Origin of the sequence: Microcoleus sp. AT3-A2 (assembly GCF_036705685.1) — a bacterium.
Classification (GTDB): domain Bacteria; phylum Cyanobacteriota; class Cyanobacteriia; order Cyanobacteriales; family Microcoleaceae; genus Microcoleus.
Genome location: NZ_JAUBVF010000009.1, coordinates 109,703 through 136,206 on the forward strand (window position 1 = coordinate 109,703; position 26,504 = coordinate 136,206).

Genomic DNA, 26,504 nt, shown 5'->3' on the forward strand with positions numbered 1-26,504 from the left:
CACCAAAAAAACTGAGGACTTAGGCAACTATTAGGATAAATTAACGATCGCGCTCGCAGAAATACGTTAACAGGACTTGCTCTAGGGATACGAAAAACTCGGTGCGTGCATTACCCTCCATACCCAAAGTCGCATTTTTTGCCCCAATGCCCAATGCCTGAGCTCTTCCTTAAAGACCCTTTAAGATATAGAGAACAAGATCAATTTAAAAGCCAAATGACATCAACCCTGCTCAAAACCTCAGCCCGATCGCCCCTCAACGCCCCAACAATCCGCCATTTCCCCAACGGCCTCACCGTTATAGCCGAACACTTGCCGGTCGATGCTGTTAACCTCAGCGTGTGGCTCAATTTAGGCTCAGCCGTCGAACCAGACGACATTAACGGCATGGCTCACTTTTTAGAACACATGATTTTTAAGGGAACTCCGAGCATTCCCAGTGGAGAATTTGAGCGCGCGATCGAGCAACGCGGCGCTGTCACCAATGCAGCCACCAGCCAAGATTACACTAACTATTACATCACCACAGCTCCTAAAGATTTTGCCGAACTAGCTCCTCTGCAAGTCGATGTGTTGCTGAATGCGAGCATTCCCGACGACGCCTTCGATCGCGAACGGCTGGTAGTCTTAGAAGAAATTAGACGATCCGAAGACAATCCCCGCCGCCGCACCTATCAGCGATCGATGGAATTAGCATTTGAAGTTTTGCCCTACAAGCGACCGGTACTCGGCCCGACTGCGGTAATCGAACAGTTGACAGCCCAACAAATGCGGGATTTCCACAGCAGCAGATATCACCCAGGGGCCATGACAGCCGTAGCTGTCGGCAATTTGCCAGTCGAGCAACTAATAGAAATTGTCGCAGACAGTTTTGCAGCAAAAAGTACAGCACAAAACAACAAAATAAATGTGCCTGCTGTCGGCAACTTTCATCCAGAGCCCCAAATCCTGAACTACGGCCAAGAATCGCCGTTTACAGAAACAGTCCGTCGCGAATTTGTAGACTCTTCCCTTCAGCAAGCCCGACTGATCGTGATGTGGCGAGTGCCCGGTTTCATGGAAATGTCCGAAACTTATGCCCTGGACGTTTTGGCGACAATTTTGGGACACGGCCGCACAACTCGCTTGGTTCAGGATTTGCGCGAAGAAAAAGGGCTAGTCTCGTCAATTTCGGTCAGCAACATGACTCAGCGACTCGGCGGCGTATTCTCGATTTCTGCTCAACTAGCAACAGAAAACTTGGCAGCAGTGGAATCTGCGATCGTCCAACACATCCGCACTCTCCAAACCGAATTTGTGACAGATGCCGAAATTTCCCGCATTCGCACTCAAGTAACAAATCGGTTTATCTTTGGTAACGAAACTCCGAGCGATCGAGCAAGTTTGTACGGTTACTATCAGTCGATGGTAGGAGATATCGCTCCGGCCCTCAACTATGCCGCCTGCATCCAAGCTCAGACTGCCGAGGATCTCCGAGAAGCCGCTGTCAAATATCTGTCTCCCGACGCAATGGGTGTTGTGGTAATTCGCCCGGACGAAGCATAAATCGGACTTCGCCTCAACAGGGCAATTCTGCTATCCTTCTGCTTTTGAGTCATCCAACAGCATTCGGAATTCGGCAGAAACAATGTCAACGCGCACGAGGGATTTTTAGTCAATAGTGCGTGAAATTCGATCGGCTCTCGCCTTGAAGGTTTTGTATCCAATAATTAGTATGAAGCCTTTAAGGTACGGGCGATCGGCAAAATTACCGTAATTTTATGAGACGATAAACTGGGAATTATTGACGAGCCAGCAATTTAGTCTAGGAAAACCGGGTTTATTGGCGATCGTAATTCTAAAATCTAAAATCTAAAATCTAAAATCGATTGCTCGGCAAAATTACCGTAATTTTATGAGACGATAAACGGGGAATTATTGACGACTCAGCAATGTAGTCTCGGAAAACCGGATTGATCGGCATCGTAATTCTAAAATCTAAAATCTAAAATCTAAAATCGATTGACAGGGGCACGCAAGCATGAAATTACAAAACTTTCTTGACTCAAAAATTAGGTACGATGCCAAAGCAATTGCTGCAGACGACGAACTCAGTGGCCAAATTCAAAGCCGCCTCATTGACCTGGGTTTACTGAAGCCTCCCGTAGACGGAATTTTTGGCCCTCTCTCTACCGCCACCCTCCACCGATTTCAAACTCTGATGAAGTGTGGCGAAGCGGGTTTTTTGGGAGCAGTCACAGCCAAAAAGCTGATTGAAACCAAACCAGAGGAGATTCCCACAAATCCCCTGATCCTGAAAACGCTCAGAGACACCATTTTTAAATCGAAACCGCTGGCGTCTTCTCAACTTCAGGACTCGGAAAAACAAGTAATACCAGCCGGAAAAGAGTTTGAGATTCTGGCTTTTGCTCCGGCTCGCGGTCACATCAGAGTTGCTCTCCGCAACGAGTCTTTCAAAGGTTCAGGAATTTGGTATGTTTTTGGAGCCCACGCTCAAATTACTCAAGAGACCGTTCTGTTTTTTCCCAAACCGAATCCCCCAACTGTCAGGCTCGGCATTCCTTATAAATCGCAACTGGATAACTTGAATAATCCTACAGGTTCTTGCAATGTAACTTCATTAGCGATGTGTATGGACTTTTTGAAGGTGCCACGGCGCAAACAAACCGGGCAATATGAAGACGAACTCTACGAATATGCGATCGCCAAAGGTTACAGTCGCTGGGATCCCTACGATTTAGCAAAGATTGTTAGAGATTACGGCGCTCAAGATTTCTTTACCGAGAATGCAACTATTGATGACGTTCAAGATTGGCTAGCCAGCGGAAATCCCGCTGTCATCCACGGGTACTTCACGTCTTTCGGTCACATTATAGTTGTCGCAGGCTACGACAGCGAGGGATTCTTCGTTCACGATCCCTATGGTGAGTGGTTCCGAAGCGGCTACGATACAAGTGTCAGCGGTGCTTACTTGCACTATACTTACCGCTTAATCCGCAGCCTCTGTATGCCTGACGGGAATTTTTGGGTTCATTTTATCTCTAAGTAATTGGGAATTGGGAATTGGGAATTGGGAATCGGGAATTGGCCTTGTTACTACTGACTAATGATACTAAATCTGGGTTCATTAACTTCTTTGTCACTAAGCGGTTGAAACCGCTACCAACGCGATCGCACCAACGAAGTCCCTCTCTAAGAAACTAAGAGATAAAGAAAGTATTTAACCCGGATTTGATATAACAACAGTCAACAGTCAACTAACTATTAATTTTCATACTCAAATCCAGCCAAGTCGATCGCGTAATCGGAGCACTGGTAGAAATATAGTCAACTCCGGTTTCGGCTACACTTCTAATTGTTTCTAAAGTAACATTACCGGAAGCTTCAATTTTTACTCGATCGCTCTTTTGGCGAATTATTGCCACAGCCTGCCGCATCAAATCCAAGGACATATTATCTAACATGATAATATCGGCTTTGTGCTGCAAAGCTGTCTCTACCTCAGCCAGAGTTTCGGTTTCGACTTCGATTGTCAGCGGATAGGGGATAGAATTGCGAATTAGGGCGATCGCCTCGGCAATTCCCCCAGCCGCGGCAATGTGATTGTCTTTAATCATCACCGCGTCATCTAAGCCCATCCGGTGATTGCAAGCACCGCCGACTTGAGTTGCGTATTTTTCCAACAATCTCAATCCGGGCGTTGTCTTGCGGGTATCCACTAATTGCACGGGCAAATCGGCAATTTTGTCAACATATTTTTGAGTTAAAGTAGCGATGCCGCTCAAACGCATTGCCAAGTTTAATGCTACTCTTTCTCCGGTTAGCAGCGCGTCGAAATTGCCGGAGATTTCGGCAATTACTTCTCCTTTTTCGCACAGTTTCCCTTCCGCTACTTGGGGGATGAAACTGAGGCTGCTGTCTAAAAGTTTAAATGTGCGATGTGCGATCGGCAATCCGGCAATGACTCCAGCTTCTTTGACAATCCATTTAGCCGTACCCTGGATGCTGTTTGCGGGAAATAAGGCCGATGTTGTGCGATCGCCCCTACCGATATCTTCTAGTAGCCAGTTGTGCAATAGGGTGTCTAAAACTATCCAAGGCGGTAATATTGCTGTCATGTTTTCTTTGTGATTCCTGCTACTAGGAACGATAGTCGATCGCGTAATTTTCGGCAAGTTGCAAGATAGTGATGGTGTTGGTGCGATTTTGGGCGATCGCACTACATAATGGGCTATTCTGTGGCTGACATTGGGTTTTGGTGGTTTAATGGAGTAGATGGGCGATCGCGAGCAGAAACCATGATACAGCAAGCCATTTTAGAAAAATTAGCAGAACTCCCTGAGTCTCTTCAGACAGAAGTGCTTCATTATATTGAGTTTTTGATTGAAAAGCAGGCTAAAAACTCAACTCAAGAAAAGCCGACCAAGAAGCGTCGAGTTGCCGGAACAATGAAAGGAATATTTGTTCTACCGCTACCTGATGACTTTGATGAGCCGCTTGAGGATATGAAGGAATACATGGAATGAATAGATTACTATTAGATACTCATGCTTTGATCTGGTTTGTATCCAATGATCCAAATCTGCCATTGTCAACTAGAGACAAGATTGAATCTGCCGACGATGTTTTCTTGAGCATTGCAAGTCTTTGGGAGATGGCAATTAAACTCAATATTGGAAAACTCCCCTTACAGGGTGCTTTTGAAGACATTGAACCTCAACTCATTGCTGCGGGTATAACGATTCTTCCTCTTACATTTGCCGATACTGTTCAATTCCGTTATTTACCCCTGCATCATCGAGATCCTTTCGATCGCATTCTGGTAGTACAGGCGATTAATCATTCCCTTGTTTTGGTTAGTCGCGATGTGGCTTTTGATGCCTATGACCTTCAGCGGTTATGGTCATAGCTGTGGCGGGTATCATGTTGACAAAGTTGGGTGTCGGTGATTTACTAGAAATAGTTTGCTTTGTCGCAAGGAAAATTAGCGCAAAAAAAAGCTCATCTGATTTAGGAGCAAGCAGAGGCTTTGGGGTGGGCCACTAGGGCTAAGGGTAAGTTTGCTAGTAAATTTGGAAGTAACGAACTTGATAAATTAGAGTTCGGATTTGATTATTTCGCCTAAAAACTACATTCAAGCTACAAATACTCAGTTATGACTCACCTAAATAGTTCTCCTCTCAACCGTCGCTCTTTTCTTAGTTATGTTGCTTTAGGTACTTTGGGTTTATTGACAAAAGACTTGCTCGCTCCAGCTAGCGCTATGGCTGATAGCGAGGGATTAGGCAAAAATTTCTCTACCTTGGAGAACTATCATATTTTTGTTCCTTATACAACAGCCCGAGTAGCAGGGAAGCAAACATTTACCTTGCGATCGGGAGAACCTTGTCAGGTAGAAATTCCCTCCAAAACCCAAGATCGCCAAGAGATCACCCTAAAAGGGCGCGGTCAAGACGGTAAAGATATTACTGTAGTTTTGCATACCTTATACGATAGACAACTCGGAATAAAAGAGGAAATTTACCAAGAAATTGACAAAAATACGCAATTTGTCGAACAAGCAAGCAAAGCTAAATGCAAATTTGTTTATGAGCAAGTTGAAGATGGTGAGTACATTGATGATCTGATCGCCTTGGATTTTCTGGATTATGTGATATCGTCCTCAAAGCTAGACAGCAAAATTCAAGAGCGTTACCAGCTCGCCAGTACCAATTCACGCCTGCTAGGAATTTGGCAAGCCATTGAATCGACCTTGGCTCAATCTAAACTGACTGAGGCAGAGAAGAAGCTGATCAGAGGAACTTTTGCATACGTCCGTGCCGGCGAACCAGTTCCTGACTTTAAGGCACTCACAGATATTGACTCAATCGTAGCAAGTTCGGCGCTGCCTTTAGAAATAAAACAGACTTACACTTTATCCAGTGCCAATTCAAGAGGCTTAACAGTTGATTTTATTCTGGTTAAACAGATTAATGAAAGCCAATTGACTCCTGAACAAAAGACAAAATACCAGTCAACTTATCAGCAGGTTCGCGATGGTAAGACAGTAGAAGATACAGCAACTTTGAAGTTGCTAGACTCTTTCATTGACAAAGCCAAAATCCCAGAAAATGCTAAAGCTGTTTACTCAATAGCAAGGAAACAAAATTTAGATAATCAAGTTGCTTCTGGTGCAAAATCCGATGCTTTTCTCCAAACTGCTCAAGCATTCAAAGACCAACTGACGGATTCTAAAGAAAAAGGAGCAGCAATTGTTCCACAAGCTACGAGAGTGTTGAGTACACTTGGAGCAGAAACAGCAACGGGTGTTAGTATTAGCAGTTTGTCTGGGGCGGCTGCAACCAACGCGACTTTAGCTGTTTTAGGTGGTGGTTCTGTCGCGGCTGGTGGTTTAGGAATGCTGGGTGGTTTAGCAGTAGCAACAGGAGGAGCCGCGTTAATTGGAGCCGCAGGAGTCCTGTCTATTGCGTTAGTCTCAGAAATGGACAGGGAAGACCAAAAAAACCTGGGAATTGCAATTGGTACAGGAACAGTCGCCGGTACTGCAACTATTTTAGCTGCTTGGACTGCTGCGAGTGCTTTGGGAGCTGCAGGTACATTGTCCGGTGCTGCTGCTATCACTGCCACTATTTCGACTATTGGTGGACTCAGTGTAATGACTGGCGGCGCTGCTCTTGTTGCATCGGGTACAGCATTTTTAATTTGGTCATTACTCAAAGGTGGAAAGACACGCGATTCATCGGTGCTGCATCAATTAGAAACTCGGACTTACACCTATACTGAAGACATAATTCCCGGTTATTGGGGAGAATTTCTTCAACAGAATATAAGTCCCAAAAATGGTGGCATTGAAGAGGGATTTTCTGCTCCTAATATTCCATTAGATAAACTCTCGAAAGCACTATCTTCGTGGCTGTCTCTTGATTCCGAAGAAAAAGTAATCGCTTTGATAGACTACAGTGTTTTTAATGATGCCAAAGAGGGGGTTGTATTTACAAACGAAAAAATGGCTTGGAAAACATTTCTTTTAGAAGCTGATTCAATTAAGTATGAAAATTTAGCAAAATTTGTCAAGAAGGAAAGCAAATTAACTTCACTGCTATCAGACGCGAAGCAGAAACAGGAGTTGTCTAAGTTGAAAAAGGTAGTAGATATTTTGTCAGACGAGAAATACTCTACCAATTTATCTAAGTTGCAAGAGTTAGTAACTATTGTGGGGAATGACAAAAACTTATCGGAGCTGGTTTCTAATGAGAAGTATAAAAACAAGTTGCCCAAATTGAAAAATGCAGTAGCTATTTTATCCGACGAAAACTACAGTCAGAACTTGTCTAAGTTGAAAGATGTTGTAGATGTCTTATCTAATGAACCTGATTTAGTAAAGTTTTTCTCGTCGCAATTAGTTTCACAGCTATCTGAGAAGAACTATACCAAGGACTTGTCTAGGTTAAAAGAGGTAGTAGATAGGTTTCTAAATGAATCTGACAAGGACAATTTCACTAAATTACTTCGAGAAATTGGTCAAAAATATAGCACTGTTTAGGCAGCAACTTTTGCCCGCGATTCTGGGTATGAGGAAGGCGGGAGGCGATCGCCCACTATTGACTGCTAAAATTAAGGGCGATCGCCTGTGATGATTGTGTTAAAATAAAGACCACTGAAAGAGGCAATTGTTATGACTATTCGTGAGATCGCGATCGCCAAATTGCAGCAACTTCCCGAATCATGTTTGCCAGAAGTCAGCGACTTTATCGACTTTGTGATGCACAAGCACCAAAATAGAATAGCTGAACCCAAACTTCCAGACGATATTGCCAAAGGTTGGGCAAAATGGTTCGAGGAAGTCGATCGCTTGGAAGTAATGACTAATCAGCCGAAGAGCGAATATCAGCAACTCCTACTCAATAAGTATCGGCAACAAGGTTTAGAACTATGATCCTATGCGATGCAGAAGTTTTACAACGAGGAATGGTTGGGTTTAAAATGAAGAGGCTATCAACCTATCCCCTATGAGCGAAACCCTCTACATTGAAACCAGTATCTTAGGCTACCTAACAGCTCGATCGACTAAAAACCTAATCCTGGCAGCCAATATCGAGGTAACAAAAGATTGGTGGGAGTATCGCCGCAGTGCTTTCACAATGTACATCTCACAGGCTGTCCTAAACGAGGTAGCACAAGGAGACGCAGAGATTGCGGTTCAACGTATGGAACTCCTTCGCGGTGTTCCATTGCTAGAATTAAATCAAGCTGTCCGAGACTTAGCCTCGCAATTTCTTACACGCAGCAATCTTCCCCCTAAAGCACATATCGATGCAATTCACATTGCAGCAGCAACCGTTCACGGCTTGGATTACCTGTTAACCTGGAACTGTAAGCATATCGCAAACGCTCAAATCCAGCGGAAACTTGCAGAAATCAGTTTTGATTTCGGATACGAGTTGCCGATTCTTTGTACGCCCTATGAACTACTAGGAAATTAATTTATGTTGCAAGATGAAATCGTAGAAGAAATTCACAAAATTCGTGAAGAGTATGCCAAGTCTTTCAATTATGACTTGGAGGCAATATTTGCAGACTTGCAGAAGAAACAAGCTGAAAGCGGCAGAGAAGTTGTGAAATTGCCACCAAAGCGCGTTCTAACAGGGCGTTGGAGCGGACGGGGCAAAAATATTCAGTGATAAATATTCTGTGACAAAACTAAAGCCCTTTTCCGTTGTTGCGGGAAAAGAGCTTTAATTTATTATTAACCTGGCACTGAGCTATTTTACCGGGCAGTGACCCGCCGAGTATCTTCGCCATAGCAACGTTTAACAACCGAGTTCGGGATGGATCGGAGTGGTTCCATTACATCATAAGCACCAGGAAAGCTTTTAAAACTTTTAATCCTGTGTCTGCATTAAGCTTGATGCGCTGCATCTCTTTCGCTCGACTTAATTACCTTATCAAGTTTTCCTTTGTCTGTCAACCCCTTTGTCAAAACTTTTTTTTCGATCGCCCGAAACCGCCCCCAATAGCCGAGTTTGACGTATTATTTGCCAGATGGGTCGATCGACCTTTAACTCACAAATCCAAAAAAGCCACATCGACACCGTGCTCTGTGGGAATCTTCCCGTCCTTCGCAAACCACGCCACAACCTGCTTAACTGTTAATTGTTTGATCGCCCTTTCGGTTTCTGTCGCCATTTGCCTCTCATGCCGCAAAGAGGCAATTACCAAATTCGTAAAAAAGTTTTCAAAACTCGCATCAAGTTCGATCGACCCAAAATCTGCTCCTGGCCCAGAATATTGAGATTTCTACAAAGGGCGCAAGACTTGCTTTTGTGTAGATGACTAATAACTCCCCAAAAAACTAAAGCCCTTTTCCGTTGTTGCGGGAAAAGAGCTTTAATTTATTATTAACCTGGCACTGAGCTATTTTACCGGGCAGTGACCCGCCGAGTATCTTCGCCATAGCAACGTTTAACAACCGAGTTCGGGATGGATCGGAGTGGTTCCATTACATCATAAGCACCAGGAAAGCTTTGAAAACTTTTAATCCTGTGTCTGCGTTTAGCTTAATTTTAAGCTTGATGCGCTGCATCTCTTTCGCTCGACTTAATTACCTTATCAAGTTTTTCCCTGTCTGTCAACCCCTTCGTCAAAAGTTTTTTTCGATCGCCCGAAACAGCCTCCCATAGCTGAGTTTCTGTGGCAATTTGCCTCTCATGCCGCAAAGACGCCACCACCAAATTCGTCAAAAAGTTTTCAAAACTCGCATCAAGTTCGATCGACCACAAATCTGCTGCTGGCGAAGAATATTGAGATTTCTACAAAGGGCGCAATACTTGGTGTGGTGTAGATGCCTAATAACTCACCAAAAAACTAAAGCCCTTTTCCGTTGTTGCGGGAAAAGAGCTTTAATTTATTATTAACCTGGCACTGAGCTATTTTACCGGGCAGTGACCCGCCGAGTATCTTCGCCATAGCAACGTTTAACAACCGAGTTCGGGATGGATCGGAGTGGTTCCATTACATCATAAGCACCAGGAAAGCTTTGAAAACTTTTAATCCTGTGTCTGCGTTCAGTTTGATGCGCTGCATCTCTTTCGCTCGACTTAATTACCTTATCAAGTTTTCCCCTGTCTGTCAACCCCTTCGTCAAAACTTTTTTTTGATCGCCCGAAACAGCCTCCCATAGCCGAGTTTCTGTGGCAATTTGCCTCTCATGCCGCAAAGACGCCACCACCAAATTCGTCAAAAAGTTTTCAAAACTCGCATCAAGTTCGATCGACCCTAAATCTGCTGCTGGCGAAGAATATTGAGATTTCTACAAAGAGCTCAAGACTTGCTGTTGTGTAGATGCCTAATAACTCCCCAAAAAACTAAAGCCCTTTTCCGTTGTTGCGGGAAAAGAGCTTTAATTTATTATTAACCTGGCACTGAGCTATTTTACCGGGCAGTGACCCGCCGAGTATCTTCGCCATAGCAACGTTTAACAACCGAGTTCGGGATGGATCGGAGTGGTTCCATTACATCATAAGCACCAGGAAAGCTTTGAAAACTTTTAATCCTGTGTCTGCATTAAGATTGATGCGCTGCATCTCTTTTGCTCGACTTAATTACCTTATCAAGTTTTCCCCAGGCTGTCAACCCCTTTGTCAAAAGTTTTTTTTGATCGCCCGAAACCGCTGGAATTATCGGGGTTTGAGGCCGGGTTTGGGGGTGCGATCGATCGACCTTTAACTCACAAATCCAAAAACGCCGCCTCGGTTCCCTGTTCTCTGCGAATCTTCCCGTCCTTCACAAACCACGCCACAACCTGCTTAACTGTTAATTGTTCGATCGGGCTTTCAGATTCTGTCGCAATTTGTCTCAAAGGCCGCAAAGACGCCACCACCAAATTCGTAAAAAAGTTTTCAAAACTAGCATCAAGTTCGATCGACCCTTTAATACTCTCATCATTTTTAATCCAATCCATCACCTGCCCATTAGTCACCTCAGCCACCGGCTTCCCAGTCTCCCCAGCAATTTGCTTGAGCACCCTCAAAGCATAAATTGCCACCCGCGCCGAAAACTTTTCCTTCGACGACAGCAGCGCCATATCAACTTCGGCGCACTCTTCCGGCTTTAAAAAATCTGCTAGCGGTTCCATATATTAAAAATTGGTAATTGGTAATTAGTAATTGGTAATTAGTAATTGGAATTTAGGATTGGTAATTGGGAATTTGAAATTCTCATCCTTCATCCTTCTTCCTTGCTATCAAATAACCGCAGCGGTGTTCCCCATTAATCATCGAGTGAGTCCGCTCCACAATACAATCCGGCAAAACCGCTGCAAACATTTCCAACTCATTGCCACACACACTCGGAAAAGTTTCAGCAACATTAGAAATCGCGCAGTTGTGTTCCATCAACACAAATCGATCGCCCAAACCAGGGCGATCGCACATCCCAACCTCTACAGATTCTACAGGATAACACTCAGCCATATAACCTTCAGCCCTGCGGAGTTCCATTAACTTAGTCACCCTCTCCTGCAGCGAACCCGCACCCATCAGCCGCCGATACTCCGTCGCCTTGCGCTGCCACTGTTTTCGCAAGATAGTAATCACTTGCTCGCGGCCGACGGTTTCCGCCAACGTATCCAGGAAAGACACTGCAAAATCGCGGTAACGATTCGGGAATCGATCGCGCCCCTGACTGGTAAGCTCATAAATGTGCTGCGGCCGCCCCATCCCAGCCTGAACCGACTGATACTGAATCAGCCCCTCCGCTTCCAAATCCTTCAAGTGACGGCGAATCGCCTGCGGACTGATATCCAAAGACTCCGCCAACTCAAGAGCCGTCCCCTGCCCCCCCTTGAGCAAATATTGCAGGATGTCTTGTTTCGTGGAAGTCTGCTGAGTAGTCTCCATCATCTTCACAAAAAATTATTAATTTGACTTTGACAATATCACTGTTGTTAATGTAGCTTAAAATATACTAAAGCAACAAATCTGTTGTTTAACTTCCCAGAGCAGCCCCCAGAACTCGCCGGGCCCCCGACAGTTCTACGTCTGCCATCTTTGAGAGACATATCCAGAACACTCGAAAGCGCAAAATTAATGAGCTCTACAGTCACAACCCTAGTCAACCAGCCCTATAAATACGGTTTCGTCACCGACATCGAGTCAGACACCATCGCCCGCGGCTTAAGCGAAGATGTAGTCCGCCTGATTTCCGCCAAGAAAAACGAACCGGAATTCATGCTGCAATTCCGCCTCAAAGCATACCGGAAGTGGTTGACAATGACCGAGCCCACCTGGCCCCACGTCAACTATCCCGCGATCGACTACCAACAAATTATCTACTATTCCGCGCCCAAACAAAAGCCCAAAAAGCTCAACAGTTTGGACGAAGTAGACCCGACACTGCTCGAAACCTTCGAGAAACTCGGCATTCCCCTATCCGAACAAAAACGGCTCGGAAATGTTGCCGTCGATGCCGTTTTCGACAGCGTTTCAATTGCCACAACATTTAGAGAAAAGTTAGCCAAAGATGGTGTTATTTTCTGTTCCATCTCAGAAGCCGTCAAAGATTATCCCGAATTAATAGAAAAATATCTCGGCAGCGTCGTACCAGTCGGCGATAACTTTTTTGCAGCCCTCAACTCCGCCGTATTCAGCGACGGTTCCTTTGTTTACATCCCCAAAGGCGTCAAATGCCCCATGGAACTGTCAACCTATTTCCGCATCAACAACGGAGATTCCGGCCAGTTCGAGCGCACACTAATTGTGGCCGAAGAAAACAGTTCTGTGTCTTACCTAGAAGGCTGCACCGCGCCGATGTTTGACACCAATCAACTGCACGCTGCAGTTGTGGAATTGGTAACAATGGACAATGCGGATATCAAATACTCCACAGTGCAAAACTGGTACGCTGGCGACGCCAACGGCAAAGGCGGCATTTACAACTTCGTGACCAAACGGGGTTTGTGTCAAGGAGTTAATTCTAAGATTTCTTGGACACAAGTAGAAACCGGTTCCGCGATTACTTGGAAATATCCCAGTTGCGTGTTAGTCGGCGACAACTCGGTAGGCGAATTCTACTCGGTAGCGCTGACAAATAACAAGCAGCAAGCTGACACCGGCACCAAAATGATCCACGTTGGCAAAAACACTCGCAGCACGATTATTTCTAAGGGAATTTCGGCGGGAAATTCATCCAACAGCTATCGCGGCTTGGTGAAAATGGGGCCGAACGCTAAAGGCTCTCGCAATTACTCTCAGTGCGATTCCATGCTGATTGGGGATAACGCTCAAGCGAATACTTTCCCTTATATTCAAGTGCAGAACCATACTGCTAAAGTCGAACACGAAGCTTCTACTTCTAAGATTGGGGAAGAGCAATTGTTCTTCTTCGCACAGCGGGGAATTTCCGCAGAAAATGCTATTTCGATGATGATTAGCGGTTTCTGTAAAGATGTTTTCAATCAGTTACCGATGGAATTTGCGGCGGAAGCTGATAAGCTGTTGAGTCTGAAGCTGGAAGGAAGTGTCGGGTAGAAGGAAGAAGGAAGAAGGAAGAAGGAAGAAGGAAGAAAATATTTTGGCGGGCGAGAAACCCTCGTTACCAGGCTCTGCCTGGTAACGCATATCTAGAGGCTCTGCCTCACATTTCTCTCTCCCGTTTCCAACGAGGCAGAGCCTCGCGACACGCATTCCTAGGCAGAGCCTAGGAACGAGAAGAACGAGAAGAAAAAACTGTAAAGTGCATTGAGGAAAAGGACAAAAATAGATGATTGTAGAAAATAGTCAAGTGGTGCTATCCGTCCGCGATTTAACTGCGAATGTGGAAGATACCCAAATCCTTAAGGGGTTGAATCTGGAAATTAAATCGGGTGAAATTCACGCGATTATGGGCCCGAACGGTTCGGGGAAAAGCACTTTATCCAAGATATTAGCCGGCCATCCTGCTTATACAGTAACGGGCGGAGAAGTTACTTTTCTGGGTCAAAATTTGCTGGAATTAGCGCCGGAAGAACGCTCTTTAGCTGGCGTGTTCTTAGCTTTCCAATATCCTTTAGAAATTCCCGGCGTTAGCAATCTGGATTTCTTGCGCGTGGCTTACAATTCTCACCGCAAACATCGCGGATTGGAAGAATTGGATGCTTTTGATTTCCAAGATTTAATCGAGGACAAGCTGGATATTGTCAAGATGAATGATTCTTTTTTAGGCCGCAGCGTAAATGAGGGTTTTTCCGGTGGCGAGAAAAAGCGGAATGAAATTTTGCAAATGGCGTTGTTGGAACCGAGATTAGCTATTTTGGACGAGACTGATTCGGGTTTGGATATCGATGCTCTCAAGATTGTCGCCGGCGGTGTGAATCAGTTGTCAACTGCAGAAAATTCGATGTTGGTGATTACTCACTATCAGCGGTTGCTGAATTACATTATTCCTGATTTTATTCACGTCATGGAAGCGGGCAGAATTATCTTGACTGGCCCGAAAGAGTTGGCGCTGGAATTGGAAGAGCGCGGTTATGACTGGGTTGTGGAAGAGGAAGCAGCAGGAGTAGGCGCGCGATGATGAATACGCAAGTTGCTAGTAGAGAAATGTTTTTGACTGATTTGGTTAATCAGTGCGGCAAGTTGGGCGCAGCTAATAACGAAAATTCTGCTTACGGGTTGCAGGATTTGCGGAAGACGGCGACTGAATACGTGCTTTCTTCAAGTTTTCCGACGGTGAAGGATGAAGAATGGCGCTTTACTGATTTGTCGTCGGTGTTGCAAATTCCTTTTCATATACCGCAGAGCAATCAGTCAAAAATTAAGCTGGCTGATATCATTATGCCAGTGAAAAATCGGGATGATTTACCATTAAGATTGGTATTTGTCAACGGTTTTTATGCGCCAGATTTGTCAACGGTGGAGTCGTCGGTTTTGCCGAATTTGCCGTTAGCGGAGCCCTCGAAGAGGATCGACTTTTACGCAGGTAATCTATCCAATGTACCCGAAAAATATCAAGGCCGCATCAGCGATGTTTTGAGCAAGCACAGACAGCAAACCGAGGTGTTTACGGCGCTGAATACTGCGGGTTTGGCGGATTCTGCGGTGGTGTTCGTGCCTGCCAATATGTCGATCGACCTTCCGATTCACTTGCTGTTCCTGACAGCGCCCGGTGCATCTCCCACGATGTCCCAGCCGCACTGCTTGGTCATAGCTGAGCCTGGAAGCAATGTGACGCTGGTTGAGGATTACGCAACTATCGGTAATGTACCAGCCTTTACTAATGCTGTAACGGATGTTATTGTCGGCGAAAACGCCACTGTGAATCACGTTCGGCTGCAGCGGGAAGGTGGGGAGGTTGTTCATATCGGCAAAAGTGCGATCGAGCAATCGCGCAACAGCAGCTATACTTGTCATGCTATCAGCTTGGGAGGCAAAATATCGCGCCACAATTTAGAAGTATTTCAGCGCGGCGAAGCCACTGAAACAACTTTAAACGGCTTAAGCGTAGCCTTTGGGGAACAGTTGGCGGACACTCACAGTTTAATCGATTTTAATCACCCTCACGGTACAAGTCGCCAATTGCACAAGTGCATTGTCGGCAACAAAGCTCGCGCTGTATTTAACGGCAAAGTTTTCGTTCGCAAAGCCGCCCAATTGACAGATGCCGGACAATTGAGCCGGAATTTGTTGCTGTCGCCGAGAGCTCGCGTAGATACAAAACCGCAGTTGGAAATTGTGGCGGACAACGTTAAATGTTCCCACGGTGCAACTGTCAGCCAGTTAGAAGATGATGAACTTTTCTACTTGCAAAGTCGCGGTTTGGATTTAGAAAGAAGCCGCTATTTGCTAATCGATGCTTTTGCAGCAGAAATTCTCAATCAGTTGCCAATTATTGGCGTGGCGAAAATGCTTTCTACCTGCGTGGCTATCCAAGGATAACTCATACAGATGAGGATATAGAGGACACAGCATTGCTGTGTCCATACCACATCTAGCACCATTTTAACAGCCTGTAGGGGCGGGTTTCACGAATAATAATTGCCTAAAACCAACAATTTCCTAAACCCGCCCCCACCCAACGACAAATCATTAACTTCAAAAATTATGACACTTATTCAAGAAAAAACCCTCGCATCAAAAGTTCGCGGTGACTTCCCAATTTTGAATGAAAAAGTTAACGGTAAACCGCTAGTTTATTTAGACAATGCAGCTACTTCTCAAAAACCCCTAGCTGTGCTCAACGCTTGGCGTGATTACTACGGACAATACAATGCAAACGTGCACCGAGGCGCTCACACTCTCAGCGCCAAAGCGACTGATGCTTACGAAGGTGCGAGAGACAAAGTTGCTGCGTTTGTAAATGCGGCGTCGCGGCAAGAAATTGTCTATACTCGCAACGCTACCGAAGCGATTAATTTGGTTGCTTATTCTTGGGGTTTGAGCAATCTGCAAGCCGGAGACGAAATTATCCTGTCGGTGATGGAACACCACAGCAATCTCGTTCCCTGGCAAATGATGGCTCAAAGAACCGGTGCGGTGCTGAAGTTTGTCGAGTTAACGGAAACTAACGAGTTTGATTTGGAACAGTTTAAAACCCTGATTTCCCCTAAAACTAAGTTGGTGTCAACCGTTCACGTTTCTAATACTTTGGGCTGCATCAGTCCAGTCAAAGAAATCTGCAAGATTGCCCACAGTTTCGGCGCAAGAGTTTTAATTGATGCTTGCCAAAGCGTGCCGCACATGATAGTAGACGTGCAAGCAATAGATTGCGATTGGCTGGTTGCTTCCGGTCACAAAATGTGCGCTCCGACTGGCATCGGTTTTCTGTACGGTAAACTGGACTTGCTGAGAGAAATGCCTCCGTTTTTCGGCGGCGGCGAGATGATTGCTGACGTGTTTCTCGATTATTCCACCTATGCCGATTTGCCGCACAAATTTGAAGCCGGCACGCCTGCAATCGGAGAGGCGATCGCCCTTGGTGCAGCAATCGATTATCTTAGTAACATTGGCATGGATAAGATTCACGCTTGCGAAGCAGAGTTGACTGCTTATATGTTCCAACAATTGCGGCAAATTCCAGAGATCAAAATTTACGGCCCGCAGCCAGACAGCAACGGCGAAGGTAGGGCAGCTTTGGCGGCATTTACTGCGGGAGAAATTCACCCTCAAGACTTGTCTACCTTGTTAGATCAGGAGGGAGTCGCGATTCGTTCCGGGCATCACTGCACGCAAGCTTTGCACCGCTATTTGAACGTTTCATCTACTGCCAGAGCGAGTTTGTATTTTTACAATACTCGCGAGGAGATTGATGTGTTTGTGAAAGCGTTGAAAGAGACGATCGACTTTTTTGCTGAGATTATGGGATAAGTTAATTAGTGATTGAAATGGCTTTTTTTTGAACCGCAGATGTCGGCAGATGAACACGGATGAACGCAGATGAATAAAAAATCTAAATCTGTCAATATCGCTCTTTCTTCATCCGCGTTCATCAGCGTCTATCCGCCTGCATCTGCGGTTCAAAAAAAGAACCCCATTTTTGATAGTATCTGGGCCTGTGGTAAAATAAAACTAGAGTTTCCTCAGCTCAAGGAGATTTTGAGATGATTGCTACTACTTCAAGTTTAGCCGAACAGAGAACACTGCTAGAAAACATTAGCTGGTCAACCTTTGAAACGTTGCTCAAAGAAATAGGGAATCGCCGAGGTTATCGCATAGCTTATGATAACGGGATGTTGGAAATTATGAGTCCTTTATACGAACATGAAAATCCCAAGATTCAGTCCGATCGCTTCATTTTCATTTTAGCAGAAGAACTCGGCATTGAAATCAAAAGTGCTGGCTCAATGACTCTCAAGCAAGAACAGGCTAAAAAGGGTATAGAACCTGACAATTGTTATTATATCCAAAGTGAACCAGCAGTCAGAGGCCGGCAAGAACTAGACTTAGAAACTGCACCACCGCCCGACTTGGCAATTGAAATAGATATTACCAGCAGTTCAGTTAATAAGTTGGCAATTTACTCCGCACTTGGCGTCCCGGAACTCTGGCTATATAACGGGCGAGTTTTGAAATTTTATCAGTTGGTAGAAACTGAATATATTGAGCGCGACTTTAGTATTGCTTTTCCCTTTGTATCAGCAGCGGAAATGGCTGGGTTTTTCACTCGCACTCAAACGATGGGGGAAATGGCTTTGCTAAAATCCTTTAGAACTTGGGTTAAGGAGAAAATATAGAAATGGTCTTACATAATGAAAAAATTACTAACTACTACAATTGTTTTTCTCTCCACTGCAATTCCTTGTTTTGCTATGACTCCCTCTGAGCTAGCAATATTTGCAACTAACTATAAATACAATGAGAAGGCTCCGGTAGCTTATTCTTATTATGACAAATCTTGTCAAACGAATGTCTCTGTTTTTTTGGTAAAAACCATGGATTTAGGCAATGGAAGAATCGGAGGAATTACCAATCAATTTCTGTGCTGGGGAGCCACCTACACTTATTTTGAAATGGCTCGCGGTAACTTGGGATCTATTCGAGCCTTTGTGGCAATAGGTGCAGGCAGATCCACTCGCTATACAAACTGGGGCCCAGTTGCCAACCCAGGGGATGATTTAACTCCGAATCAGTTGACATCTGTGGCAAAAACGATGACAGCAAATACAAAATGATTTGTAGTTAAAACTCCGTAATTTCAGGATGAACAAACTGATAACCAGCCGCCTTAATCTTTTGATTCGACACCCTCGCATTATAAGGCCGCACGCTAGGACTTCCATCCCAAGAAACTTGAGGCAGATTGTGAGTTTCAAAAATGCGATCGAGCAATTCGCGACTAGATAGCGACACATCCCCGACTAAATTGTAAATTCCCTGCAATCGATTTTCCAAAGCAAAGGTTAACCCCCCAACAATATCATCCCGATGCACCCAATTAGTAGCATCTTCCCCCCTACCGGGACGAGTGTTCCCAGCCAAGCTTCTAAAGATTTTAACTAATTCTCGCCCTGGCCCATAAATTCCTCCTAAACGGAGAATACAGACGTGAAGATTGGGACTAGATGCTGCTAATAAAACCCGTTCTGTTTCTGCGAGAATTTCACCGTTTGGATTAGCCGGCGCAACGGGAGAATCTTCATTTACCAATTCACCTTGGCGATCGCCATACACAGAATAAGTACCCGTATAAATAACCTGCTTTACTGTCGGTATCTGCTGTAAAACCGATACTAAAGTTGTCGCCGTATCTATATAACTTTCCCGATAAGTATGAGGATTTCGAGCACCGACGCACAGCATAACAGCATCTTGTTCTTGCAATAGAGCCGTCATTGCATCTTTGTCATTTCCTTTGAGTACGGCTACCCGCTGCGCGACACCCTCCAACTCAACTACTCGCGTCGCCGTCGTAGTTGTCGCCGTCACGGTACAATCAGATTTGCCGCGTAAATGTTTGGCTGTCGCAGTACCCACATAGCCGCAGCCGACGATCGCAACTTTCATAAAAAATTTTCCATTGTGTTATGTTCTCTCAAATTATTGCCGGTTTCTGAAATCATAGCGCGCTGAGTTTTGTGGTAAAATGCAAAGCATCGTTATCAATCGGAGTACCATCATGTCCGAGAGAGATATTTTTGCCACATCCTCAGAAAGCGAACTTTTAGCTTTTTATGGTTCTTTGTTTGCGATCGCAGCCGCCGATGGTTCCATTGATATTGACGAACTAGATTTGTTGTTTAAAACCATAAATTTAGACAAATTTTCTGACTCTGCAAAGACTCACATCCAATCCTACACAGCCAATCCCCCATCACTCAGCGACTGTTTGCAAACACTCAGCAAGTCAGAAGAACCGCTGCGTTTGGGAGTCATGTATTTTTTAATTAACATTGCTGAGGCAAATAAGACGCTGCATCCCGCAGAAAGCGAGGCGATCCAATCCGCAAAAAAACTGCTGGCGGTTTCCGACTTGCAAATCCAAGCCATGCAGGAATTCATCGCAGACATGAAACAAATACGGGAGGCTGCCCCTAATAAAAATCAGGCATCAGCATCCTTCAATTCTGCTGTTTCCCAGCTTAAAATGAATGGCATTCCTCTAGATTTAATCGACCGAAAAGGAACCACAACAAACCTCAGCAACCTCCAAATCAACTATTCAGATGAAAGTTTTTGGACTAAACTTAAAAATTTTGCTTTAACCGCAGGAAGAGAAGTAGTTGAAAAAGCTTTGATTCTCTACTATACGGCCCAGAACCCAAACGTGCCTGCTTGGGCAAAAGGAGTTGTAGTTGGAGCTTTGACCTATTTTATATCTCCTGTTGATGCCATTCCAGATATAATAGTCGGCATCGGATTTACTGATGATTTAGGAGTATTACTTGCGGCAATAGCTACTGTGTCAGTATACATTAATACTGATACTAAAGCACAAGCAAAACAAAAAATGAAAGATTGGTTTGGCTCATAATATTATGTCCGATTGAGCATTTTGTTTCCGTATGAATCGGAATAATATAATCTGAATAATATAGTAGTTTTTAATCGGATGAAATACAGGACACGGCAGTGCCGTGTCCCTACCCCATATCTGTAATTTACTAAACTGAAAACTTAATTATTTGGGATTTTCAGTCTTTAATCGCCTTACCATCTCGATTGACAATACGGCTTTCACCATCCTTAGCCGTGACATTTTCATAAACCCCTTCATCCCGCTTCACGTACTTGCTGAAACCCGAATTTTTATAATCGGTGTCGGATGTCGGCTTCATCAATCTCGGAGCGCTCAGCAGTCGGCGTACCGGAGCATCTGCGGGAGTCTCCCCGAGTTCGCACTTCGCCAACTCGCACAGTTGACCCCAAGTTGAAACTTCCAGGTTCATGCTGTGCGAAACTTCTAATTGCTGGTTGTTTTCGGGACACAAATAATCGTATACAGGCATACTAAGAATCTCGTTTGCAACTACTAAAATTACTAATTGCACGGTTATTGATAATATTATAGCTCAACCTTACTAATAATTCAACCCCAAAAATCAAACTTTACTATTTTTAACGATTGTTAAAACACTAAATCAGCTATATTATTAACCCAGTGTGCTTGCTCCCGGATGCGATCGAGACAAAGCCCAAAATTACCCTACCCTGAAATCCTCTGACTCGATCGCACGATCGCACGATCGACGGCTAGCAAATGCCCGCAAGACTTCCCTCAATGCCGTCAAAGGATTGATCATCATTTTCAGACTGTACGCAAATCACAGATTCTAAGTTTCAATTTTATTTATTTACTCACCACCGAGGATTTACCGATGAGCGATTTCAAAGTTACGCCAGAAGTAGAGCTGAACACAGCTCAAATGTTGGAGCGATACCAACTGCAAGATGAAACAACTCTGCGGCGTTGGGCAAAATTGCATGGCATCAACAGCACTCGTGGTTTCTTCTATCCCAGTGAAGTAGATTTGATGGATCATGCTCACCACCATCTTTACAATTTGGGAATGAGCATTGCTGACTACCAAAGTCTTTTAGACCGGCGCCGCAGCCATTCCCAGACATCAGGCGACCAAAATAAAACAGTAGCAAGTCAAGTTGCTGACGAAGCATACGATGCCATAGAAACGCTGACAGATCAGTATGCTGAAGCTATAGATTTAATGGGAGAACGCATAGCAGACCATTTCATAGATGAACTCGATTTATCTGTGATGCGACACCTTTCTCAAAAAGTGAAAGACCGTCGCACTCTCAACGGTCAAAGTAAAAAGCCTAACCGTTTTCTCCAAGTGATTAAAGCCGTGTTGCAACCGAGCAGCGAAAATACGCTTTTGGTTCCAAAAAAAGAAGATGATTCTAGTTTAGAATTAGAACAGCATCATCGGCTCGGGTAGTCGCCGATTTTTTTGAAAGACTAAGAGACTTTTTGTTCAATTTACTGGTCAAATTTACTGAAAAGCCGACCCGAACCCTCCCCTTGTCAAGGGGAGGGAGCAAGAGTCAATCGATTGCGCGATTTTAGATTTTAGATTAAAGAATTGAAGCATTGACCCCACGGATAAATTCGGGGGGTAAGTTTCATCGGATACAGGTTTTTTATTTCTGGGTACTGAGTCTCCGAAGGAATGAATCCGGGGGCTTTTATCCTGGATGCTTTCGGTCAATTTTTTTATATTATGAAGGGTAATTGAATATAATAAATAGAGGTTTTCCCGAAGCCTAAATTAATTTTCAACTGATGTTGGGCTTCGTGAATCAGCCCAACCTAATATAACTGGGGACAGATGGCGCGATCGCCCAAATTAGAGATAATATCTGCAGAATTGAACCTGTCAAACTTGCCCAAGGTAAAAAAATGATTAAATCCTGGATGGTAATTGGAGGCGTCGCCTTGATAGTAGCACTAGCAGCTAACTTAATCCCGCCCAGCGACATCCAATGGTTCAACCGCTTGCAGCGTCCAAGATGGTTAGTATTTGAAAAAGCCATTCCCCTAATTTGGACAGTAATTTTTATTTGTGCAGCTTGGTCAGCAGTGATTGTTTGGGAAAAAGAACCTGGAACTCAGGAGACTTGGCTGAGAATGGCTTTGTACCTGCTTTTAGAAATAGTAACCATGTCTTACACCTCGGTTATGTGCAAAGTTAGGAGTCTAAAAGTCGGCACAATAATCGGCGGGACGGGCGCTATTTTAAGCGTAATCCTAGCTTTAACTGTGTTGCCAGTTTCCGAGTCGGCCGCCCTGTTATTGCTGCCTTACATACTTTGGAGTCCGATCGGCACTTACACCACTTGGGTAATGATGCACCTGAATCCGGCGGATGTTTAGCCTCTCATGGAATTAGTCATTTTAATGGGATTGCAAGCATCGGGAAAAAGCACTTTTTTCCGATCCTATTTAGCTGCCACGCACGTTTTGGTCAGCAAAGATTTAATGCGAAACAATAGAAATAAATCGCGCCGACAAATTCAATTAATTGAAAATGCACTGCAAGCAGGTGATTCAGTTGCTGTTGACAATACCAATCCCGAAGTTCTCGATCGCAGGCCGCTGATTGATATCGGTCGCACCTATAATGCCCAAATCATCGGTTACTACTTTGAATCAATAGTCAGCGACTGTTTAGCTCGAAATCAAAAGCGATCGGGCAAATCTCAAGTTCCAGACATAGCAATTTATGCTACTGTAAAAAAAATGGTATTGCCCAGTTATGGCGAAGGGTTCGCACGGCTGTTTTCCGCCCGCCTAGCAGAAAACTTAACCTTTGAAGTAAAAACCTGGCCTGCAGAGGAAATTATTCATGGACAATCAGACATTTGAAAAAAAAATGCGCGAGCTTGAATATTTTCACAGCCTGCGTTTATTGCCGGGAACTCACACAGTAATTCGCGCCGACGGTCGCAGTTTTTCAAAATTTACTTCCTCAAGTTTTGATAAGCCTTTCGACTTAAAATTCCACGAATTAATGGTCGAAACTGCCAAAGCGCTCCTGTCAGAACTAGACGGCATTTACGCTTATACCGAAAGTGACGAAATCTCAGTTTTGTTTCCTCCCGATTGGGATTTATTTGACCGCAGCTTAGAAAAAATTGTCTCTATTTCTGCCAGTATTGCCAGTGCAACTTTCACTCGCGCTGCCCAAACAGCAGTCAGTTTTGACAGCCGTATTTGTTCCGCAGCCAACAAATCGCAAGTAGTAGATTATTTTCTCTGGCGCCAAGCAGATGCAGCGCGCTGCGCTTTGAATGGCTGGAGTTATTGGATGCTGCGAAAAAATGGCGAAACGGGTGAAAATGCAGCAGTTATATTAGAGAAACAATCGGTGGCTTTCAAAAACGAATTGCTGTTTCAAAACGGAATTAACTTTAACGAACTGCCGGCTTGGCAGCGCCGGGGAACGGGAGTGTATTGGGAAAAATACGATAAACCAGGTTATAACCCGATCGAAAACAAAGAAGTTGTCGCAGTGCGGCGGCGACTCAAAGTCGATGAAGAGCTGCCCGTGAAAGATGAATACAAAGAATTTATTTACCAATTTTTAAATGTTGGCGATTAATGATTAAGGATCTCTTGTCAAATCCGGTGGCAATTGATGAATTCTTAGTCGGTTTTAACTGAGATGTTGCAACATTCTCAATTAGTCTTTTATGAACAGGCTTTTCGGCCTGTCCCACAAAATATAAATTTTATTGTGGAACAGGCCGAAAAGCCTGTTGCTGACAATGGTGCAAGATATCAGTTAAAACCGAATGCAAGCTGTGAGACGGGGGTTTAAACCCCCGCCCAATGTCGGGCAAACCAGTTAACCTAGCGACTGCCAGAGCTGGTCGGAGGCTCAATTTCCGGCGGTTCAGGAGGGGGAGATTCAGCATCGGGAGATTCAGCATCGGGAGGATTCAGCGACTCCTCCCAAACTTTGATTTGCGATCGAGCTTGCTCAAAAGCCCGAGTACCCGAGGGAATTTTCTTCAAAGTCGCGATCGCCCCAGCCAGATCCGACGACGACTCTTCCACACCAAGCGCCAAAATCCGCTGGCTCCACTCATCAATCGCCTCACTCGCCTGCCACCGGAGCGAACTCGACTCGGGAACCTGACTTGCCAGCGCAATAGCCGTTTGCAGAGCATCCGCTGTCCCGGCTCGGGCGGTCTGACGGGCGTTCTGCAAACCTTGCTCGCCCTGAAATTGAGCCTCCCAAGTCCGAATGTTCGATCGAGCTTCATCATAAAGCACCCGTCCCGATCGAATCCGGCGGGCCATCTCAATTGCCCCCGCCAAATTGCCGCTCGCCGCTAGCTGCTGAGCTCTATCCAAAAACGGCTGGTCAACAAGCCGCTGTCTCCTCTCGATCCAAGCTTGAATTTTGGCTTGAGCTTCCACGTAAAGCGCCCTACCTCTACCGATCCGAGAAGCTTGAGCAACTGCGGCTTCCAGAGCATTCGGATCGCCCATATTCGCCAAATCGTTCGCTCTTTGCAAATACGGACTGTCTTCCAGCAGCTCGATTTGACGACTCAAGCTGCTAATTTGACGGCGAACTTCCGAAGCGCGGGGATTTGATTCCGGGACTGTTTGCAATTGCGCGATCGCAGCCCTCAAATCATTTACCCCACCAGGCGCCGCCAGCCTGCTTGCCATATCCAAAACTTTGACATCAGCCATTTCTTGCTGCCAGCGACCGACTAAATCTTGAGCTTGTTTGTATAAAGGGCGGCCGGACTTCAACTTTTGAGCAACCTCGATCGCCTTGGAGAAACCCTCAACAGAGCCAGTAGAAGCCTGAGAAGTAGCATTCGCCAACTCATTAAAATCCTGTACTTGTTCCATTAAATTTGCCGACTCTGGAATCTTGTTAGCGATCGCCATCGCCTCCTGCCAATCGCCAGCCTGCAATCGTTTTTGGGCGATCTCCAGAATTTTCTTGCTAAATTCCGCTATCGCCTTATTGGCAGCTTGATACAAATAACTGTTTTGACCTATTCCCTGAGCCAGCTTAATCCCCGCCATCAGATTTTCGAGACCTCCCTCCGAGGCTGTATTCCGGGCTTTTACCAACTTATTGCCCTCAGCCCGAGTCGTCTGAATTAGCTTAGTCAATTCCTCGTACTTAGCCGATTCCCAGAAAGTATTTCCCAAATCCAAAAGCAGAGTAGCTTGGCGGAAAGCCTGCGGCCAATCTTCCTGACGCAAGTGGTCTTCAGCAGTGCGGTAAATTTTCTCTGCATCGCTCCATATCGACTGCCACTTTTCAATCTGCTTTTCCACTGTCGGGTAAGGAGGAACATTTTTAGGAACCTTGCGAGCGATTGCAATCGCCTCCTCCAGCTTTCCTTCTTGGAAACTAACATTTCCCAGCCTGACAATATCCTGTGACCACCGATCGATTTGAGTGTTAATTCTCGGCCGCAGCGGATGGTCTTGTGGCAAAGCATTCACTAATTCGATCGCCCTGAGCAAATCATCCGCCGTCCGCTTGCTTGCTGCTTCTTGAGCACAAAAAAAGCGATCGTTAGCAGAAGCCGTCGGCCAAAAAATCTTTGAGCAATTGGACTGCGAGGTCAGGTTGAGTAAAGACGCAATTGCCACAAACCCCATACCCACCGATAGCATCAAACTCAGCGCCAGCCAAAACTGCCACTTATTCGACCAGTTCCGCCAAAACGGATTGTGTCCCTCCGGCGGCTGCAAGTTTTCCCCAGACAAATTCGGCGGTAGTTCCAGATGCCCTCCCGGCAGTTTTCCCGAAGTAACCAACTCTCGGAGCTCTTTAAGTCGTTCAGCCCGGTTTTTCCTTGCTGGTAAGCGCACCAGCGACGAAGTATCCTTTGTTGACTCCAAGGATTCTGATGCAGACCAACGGCCTGGTATTTTGCGATCTTGACTCATATCCTCACCACAAACAGCAACCAGCCAGCGTTAGTTATTTAAAAACTGCGAGCGCTGGTATCAACTGCTCTATAAAATGTATTCATCACTTTTACATACTCCCGTCGGCCCTAGACTACAAGAGCCGATCGCCAAACCGCCAA

General features: G+C 45.1%; 27 protein-coding genes and 4 rRNA genes. 19 read left to right on the forward strand and 12 right to left on the reverse strand.

From position 1 onward, the window contains the following. The first annotated feature begins 216 nt into the window (after window positions 1–216). Window positions 217–1,545: a pitrilysin family protein gene (locus QUB37_RS08255; RefSeq protein ID WP_333160815.1), complete on the forward strand. Its 1,329-nt coding sequence runs from the start codon at window positions 217–219 to the stop codon at window positions 1,543–1,545. A 475-nt stretch (window positions 1,546–2,020) separates the two neighbouring features. After that, on the forward strand, window positions 2,021–3,049 hold the full coding sequence (locus QUB37_RS08260; protein WP_333160817.1) for a C39 family peptidase: 1,029 nt from the start codon (window positions 2,021–2,023) through the stop codon (window positions 3,047–3,049). A gap of 208 nt (window positions 3,050–3,257) precedes the next feature. Here QUB37_RS08260 and nadC read toward each other — a convergent pair whose 3' ends face one another. Then, the gene (nadC, locus tag QUB37_RS08265; protein WP_333160819.1) at window positions 3,258–4,118 is read right to left on the reverse strand and encodes a carboxylating nicotinate-nucleotide diphosphorylase; all 861 of its coding nucleotides are present in this window, start codon (window positions 4,116–4,118) and stop codon (window positions 3,258–3,260) included. Between the two features lie 108 nt (window positions 4,119–4,226). Between nadC and vapB the strand changes: the two genes are divergently transcribed. The 6 genes from vapB (at window position 4,227) to QUB37_RS08295 (ending at window position 8,681) form a co-directional block, all read left to right on the forward strand. Continuing rightward, entirely contained in the window at window positions 4,227–4,526 is a 300-nt protein-coding gene (gene vapB / locus QUB37_RS08270; RefSeq protein ID WP_333160821.1) for a type II toxin-antitoxin system VapB family antitoxin, read from the forward strand. Continuing rightward, the gene (locus QUB37_RS08275; RefSeq protein WP_333160823.1) at window positions 4,523–4,909 is read left to right on the forward strand and encodes a type II toxin-antitoxin system VapC family toxin; all 387 of its coding nucleotides are present in this window, start codon (window positions 4,523–4,525) and stop codon (window positions 4,907–4,909) included. The genes vapB and QUB37_RS08275 overlap by 4 nt, the downstream gene beginning before the upstream one ends. A gap of 246 nt (window positions 4,910–5,155) precedes the next feature. Then, entirely contained in the window at window positions 5,156–7,543 is a 2,388-nt protein-coding gene (locus QUB37_RS08280; protein WP_333160825.1) for a hypothetical protein, read from the forward strand. A 132-nt stretch (window positions 7,544–7,675) separates the two neighbouring features. Further along, a complete protein-coding gene (locus QUB37_RS08285; protein ID WP_333160828.1) occupies window positions 7,676–7,936 on the forward strand; it encodes a hypothetical protein in 261 nt (86 codons plus the stop codon). A gap of 73 nt (window positions 7,937–8,009) precedes the next feature. Beyond that, complete coding sequence (locus QUB37_RS08290; protein ID WP_333160830.1) at window positions 8,010–8,483, forward strand: type II toxin-antitoxin system VapC family toxin; 474 nt, start codon at window positions 8,010–8,012, stop codon at window positions 8,481–8,483. 3 nt (window positions 8,484–8,486) lie between these two features. Beyond that, complete coding sequence (locus QUB37_RS08295; protein ID WP_333160832.1) at window positions 8,487–8,681, forward strand: hypothetical protein; 195 nt, start codon at window positions 8,487–8,489, stop codon at window positions 8,679–8,681. Between the two features lie 68 nt (window positions 8,682–8,749). On the opposite strand, the gene rrf (QUB37_RS08300) is transcribed toward QUB37_RS08295, so the two are convergent. The 8 genes from rrf (QUB37_RS08300) to sufR form a co-directional block, all read right to left on the reverse strand. Then, a 5S ribosomal RNA gene (gene rrf, locus QUB37_RS08300) occupies window positions 8,750–8,866 on the reverse strand. A gap of 197 nt (window positions 8,867–9,063) precedes the next feature. After that, a complete protein-coding gene (locus QUB37_RS08305; RefSeq protein ID WP_333160834.1) occupies window positions 9,064–9,186 on the reverse strand; it encodes a hypothetical protein in 123 nt (40 codons plus the stop codon). A 215-nt stretch (window positions 9,187–9,401) separates the two neighbouring features. Beyond that, a 5S ribosomal RNA gene (gene rrf / locus QUB37_RS08310) occupies window positions 9,402–9,518 on the reverse strand. A 45-nt stretch (window positions 9,519–9,563) separates the two neighbouring features. Beyond that, complete coding sequence (locus tag QUB37_RS08315; protein WP_333160836.1) at window positions 9,564–9,779, reverse strand: hypothetical protein; 216 nt, start codon at window positions 9,777–9,779, stop codon at window positions 9,564–9,566. A 134-nt stretch (window positions 9,780–9,913) separates the two neighbouring features. After that, window positions 9,914–10,030: ribosomal RNA gene (gene rrf, locus QUB37_RS08320) — 5S ribosomal RNA — on the reverse strand. Window positions 10,031–10,413: 383 nt separating this feature from the next. After that, window positions 10,414–10,530, reverse strand: a 5S ribosomal RNA gene (rrf, locus tag QUB37_RS08325). A 196-nt stretch (window positions 10,531–10,726) separates the two neighbouring features. Continuing rightward, window positions 10,727–11,134, reverse strand: a complete 408-nt coding sequence (locus tag QUB37_RS08330; RefSeq protein ID WP_333160838.1) for a hypothetical protein — start codon at window positions 11,132–11,134, stop codon at window positions 10,727–10,729. Between the two features lie 82 nt (window positions 11,135–11,216). Next, complete coding sequence (gene sufR / locus QUB37_RS08335) at window positions 11,217–11,900, reverse strand: iron-sulfur cluster biosynthesis transcriptional regulator SufR (RefSeq protein ID WP_333160840.1); 684 nt, start codon at window positions 11,898–11,900, stop codon at window positions 11,217–11,219. A 186-nt stretch (window positions 11,901–12,086) separates the two neighbouring features. Between sufR and sufB the strand changes: the two genes are divergently transcribed. The 6 genes from sufB to QUB37_RS08365 all read left to right on the forward strand — a co-directional run bounded on the left by sufB (window position 12,087) and on the right by QUB37_RS08365 (window position 18,643). Continuing rightward, the gene (gene sufB / locus QUB37_RS08340) at window positions 12,087–13,526 is read left to right on the forward strand and encodes a Fe-S cluster assembly protein SufB (RefSeq protein ID WP_190739543.1); all 1,440 of its coding nucleotides are present in this window, start codon (window positions 12,087–12,089) and stop codon (window positions 13,524–13,526) included. Between the two features lie 232 nt (window positions 13,527–13,758). Continuing rightward, entirely contained in the window at window positions 13,759–14,550 is a 792-nt protein-coding gene (gene sufC, locus QUB37_RS08345) for a Fe-S cluster assembly ATPase SufC (RefSeq protein WP_333160843.1), read from the forward strand. Further along, complete coding sequence (gene sufD / locus QUB37_RS08350; RefSeq protein WP_333160845.1) at window positions 14,547–15,911, forward strand: Fe-S cluster assembly protein SufD; 1,365 nt, start codon at window positions 14,547–14,549, stop codon at window positions 15,909–15,911. Before sufC ends, sufD begins: the two co-directional genes overlap by 4 nt. 165 nt (window positions 15,912–16,076) lie before the next feature. Beyond that, complete coding sequence (locus QUB37_RS08355) at window positions 16,077–17,339, forward strand: SufS family cysteine desulfurase (RefSeq protein WP_333160847.1); 1,263 nt, start codon at window positions 16,077–16,079, stop codon at window positions 17,337–17,339. A 233-nt stretch (window positions 17,340–17,572) separates the two neighbouring features. After that, complete coding sequence (locus QUB37_RS08360; RefSeq protein WP_333160849.1) at window positions 17,573–18,205, forward strand: Uma2 family endonuclease; 633 nt, start codon at window positions 17,573–17,575, stop codon at window positions 18,203–18,205. 15 nt (window positions 18,206–18,220) lie between these two features. Next, complete coding sequence (locus QUB37_RS08365; RefSeq protein ID WP_333160851.1) at window positions 18,221–18,643, forward strand: hypothetical protein; 423 nt, start codon at window positions 18,221–18,223, stop codon at window positions 18,641–18,643. A gap of 7 nt (window positions 18,644–18,650) precedes the next feature. Here the strand turns inward: QUB37_RS08365 and QUB37_RS08370 are convergent, their stop codons facing one another. Next, entirely contained in the window at window positions 18,651–19,475 is an 825-nt protein-coding gene (locus QUB37_RS08370) for an NAD-dependent epimerase/dehydratase family protein (RefSeq protein ID WP_333160853.1), read from the reverse strand. 79 nt (window positions 19,476–19,554) lie between these two features. On the opposite strand from QUB37_RS08370, the gene QUB37_RS08375 reads away from it, so the two are divergent. Beyond that, window positions 19,555–20,442 (forward strand): DUF1232 domain-containing protein, encoded by an 888-nt coding sequence (locus QUB37_RS08375; protein ID WP_333160855.1) that lies wholly within the window; start codon window positions 19,555–19,557, stop codon window positions 20,440–20,442. A gap of 160 nt (window positions 20,443–20,602) precedes the next feature. Here the strand turns inward: QUB37_RS08375 and QUB37_RS08380 are convergent, their stop codons facing one another. Beyond that, window positions 20,603–20,917, reverse strand: coding sequence for a zinc ribbon domain-containing protein (locus QUB37_RS08380; RefSeq protein WP_333160857.1), 315 nt, complete (start codon window positions 20,915–20,917; stop codon window positions 20,603–20,605). A 369-nt stretch (window positions 20,918–21,286) separates the two neighbouring features. On the opposite strand from QUB37_RS08380, the gene QUB37_RS08385 reads away from it, so the two are divergent. The 4 genes from QUB37_RS08385 to QUB37_RS08400 all read left to right on the forward strand — a co-directional run bounded on the left by QUB37_RS08385 (window position 21,287) and on the right by QUB37_RS08400 (window position 24,031). After that, the gene (locus QUB37_RS08385; RefSeq protein WP_333160859.1) at window positions 21,287–21,868 is read left to right on the forward strand and encodes a hypothetical protein; all 582 of its coding nucleotides are present in this window, start codon (window positions 21,287–21,289) and stop codon (window positions 21,866–21,868) included. Window positions 21,869–22,329: 461 nt separating this feature from the next. Further along, window positions 22,330–22,803 (forward strand): TspO/MBR family protein, encoded by a 474-nt coding sequence (locus QUB37_RS08390; RefSeq protein ID WP_333160861.1) that lies wholly within the window; start codon window positions 22,330–22,332, stop codon window positions 22,801–22,803. Window positions 22,804–22,809: 6 nt separating this feature from the next. Beyond that, entirely contained in the window at window positions 22,810–23,295 is a 486-nt protein-coding gene (locus QUB37_RS08395) for an AAA family ATPase (RefSeq protein ID WP_333160863.1), read from the forward strand. Next, entirely contained in the window at window positions 23,276–24,031 is a 756-nt protein-coding gene (locus QUB37_RS08400; protein WP_333160865.1) for a tRNA(His) guanylyltransferase Thg1 family protein, read from the forward strand. The genes QUB37_RS08395 and QUB37_RS08400 overlap by 20 nt, the downstream gene beginning before the upstream one ends. A 251-nt stretch (window positions 24,032–24,282) precedes the next feature. On the opposite strand, the gene QUB37_RS08405 is transcribed toward QUB37_RS08400, so the two are convergent. Continuing rightward, a complete protein-coding gene (locus tag QUB37_RS08405) occupies window positions 24,283–26,361 on the reverse strand; it encodes a hypothetical protein (protein WP_333160867.1) in 2,079 nt (692 codons plus the stop codon). Between the last annotated feature and the right edge of the window lie 143 nt (window positions 26,362–26,504).

Bases quoted from the DNA above. Each gene is read 5' to 3' on its own strand.
- QUB37_RS08255 (WP_333160815.1), top strand. From the start codon at position 217: ATGACATCAACCCTGCTCAAAACCTCAGCCCGATCGCCCCTCAACGCC.
- QUB37_RS08260 (WP_333160817.1), top strand. From the start codon at position 2,021: ATGAAATTACAAAACTTTCTTGACTCAAAAATTAGGTACGATGCCAAA.
- nadC (WP_333160819.1), bottom strand. From the start codon at position 4,118: ATGACAGCAATATTACCGCCTTGGATAGTTTTAGACACCCTATTGCAC.
- vapB (WP_333160821.1), top strand. From the start codon at position 4,227: ATGGGCTATTCTGTGGCTGACATTGGGTTTTGGTGGTTTAATGGAGTA.
- QUB37_RS08275 (WP_333160823.1), top strand. From the start codon at position 4,523: ATGAATAGATTACTATTAGATACTCATGCTTTGATCTGGTTTGTATCC.
- QUB37_RS08280 (WP_333160825.1), top strand. From the start codon at position 5,156: ATGACTCACCTAAATAGTTCTCCTCTCAACCGTCGCTCTTTTCTTAGT.
- QUB37_RS08285 (WP_333160828.1), top strand. From the start codon at position 7,676: ATGACTATTCGTGAGATCGCGATCGCCAAATTGCAGCAACTTCCCGAA.
- QUB37_RS08290 (WP_333160830.1), top strand. From the start codon at position 8,010: ATGAGCGAAACCCTCTACATTGAAACCAGTATCTTAGGCTACCTAACA.
- QUB37_RS08295 (WP_333160832.1), top strand. From the start codon at position 8,487: ATGTTGCAAGATGAAATCGTAGAAGAAATTCACAAAATTCGTGAAGAG.
- QUB37_RS08305 (WP_333160834.1), bottom strand. From the start codon at position 9,186: ATGGCGACAGAAACCGAAAGGGCGATCAAACAATTAACAGTTAAGCAG.
- QUB37_RS08330 (WP_333160838.1), bottom strand. From the start codon at position 11,134: ATGGAACCGCTAGCAGATTTTTTAAAGCCGGAAGAGTGCGCCGAAGTT.
- sufR (WP_333160840.1), bottom strand. From the start codon at position 11,900: ATGATGGAGACTACTCAGCAGACTTCCACGAAACAAGACATCCTGCAA.
- sufB (WP_190739543.1), top strand. From the start codon at position 12,087: ATGAGCTCTACAGTCACAACCCTAGTCAACCAGCCCTATAAATACGGT.
- sufC (WP_333160843.1), top strand. From the start codon at position 13,759: ATGATTGTAGAAAATAGTCAAGTGGTGCTATCCGTCCGCGATTTAACT.
- sufD (WP_333160845.1), top strand. From the start codon at position 14,547: ATGATGAATACGCAAGTTGCTAGTAGAGAAATGTTTTTGACTGATTTG.
- QUB37_RS08355 (WP_333160847.1), top strand. From the start codon at position 16,077: ATGACACTTATTCAAGAAAAAACCCTCGCATCAAAAGTTCGCGGTGAC.
- QUB37_RS08360 (WP_333160849.1), top strand. From the start codon at position 17,573: ATGATTGCTACTACTTCAAGTTTAGCCGAACAGAGAACACTGCTAGAA.
- QUB37_RS08365 (WP_333160851.1), top strand. From the start codon at position 18,221: ATGAAAAAATTACTAACTACTACAATTGTTTTTCTCTCCACTGCAATT.
- QUB37_RS08370 (WP_333160853.1), bottom strand. From the start codon at position 19,475: ATGAAAGTTGCGATCGTCGGCTGCGGCTATGTGGGTACTGCGACAGCC.
- QUB37_RS08375 (WP_333160855.1), top strand. From the start codon at position 19,555: ATGCAAAGCATCGTTATCAATCGGAGTACCATCATGTCCGAGAGAGAT.
- QUB37_RS08380 (WP_333160857.1), bottom strand. From the start codon at position 20,917: ATGCCTGTATACGATTATTTGTGTCCCGAAAACAACCAGCAATTAGAA.
- QUB37_RS08385 (WP_333160859.1), top strand. From the start codon at position 21,287: ATGAGCGATTTCAAAGTTACGCCAGAAGTAGAGCTGAACACAGCTCAA.
- QUB37_RS08390 (WP_333160861.1), top strand. From the start codon at position 22,330: ATGATTAAATCCTGGATGGTAATTGGAGGCGTCGCCTTGATAGTAGCA.
- QUB37_RS08395 (WP_333160863.1), top strand. From the start codon at position 22,810: ATGGAATTAGTCATTTTAATGGGATTGCAAGCATCGGGAAAAAGCACT.
- QUB37_RS08400 (WP_333160865.1), top strand. From the start codon at position 23,276: ATGGACAATCAGACATTTGAAAAAAAAATGCGCGAGCTTGAATATTTT.
- QUB37_RS08405 (WP_333160867.1), bottom strand. From the start codon at position 26,361: ATGAGTCAAGATCGCAAAATACCAGGCCGTTGGTCTGCATCAGAATCC.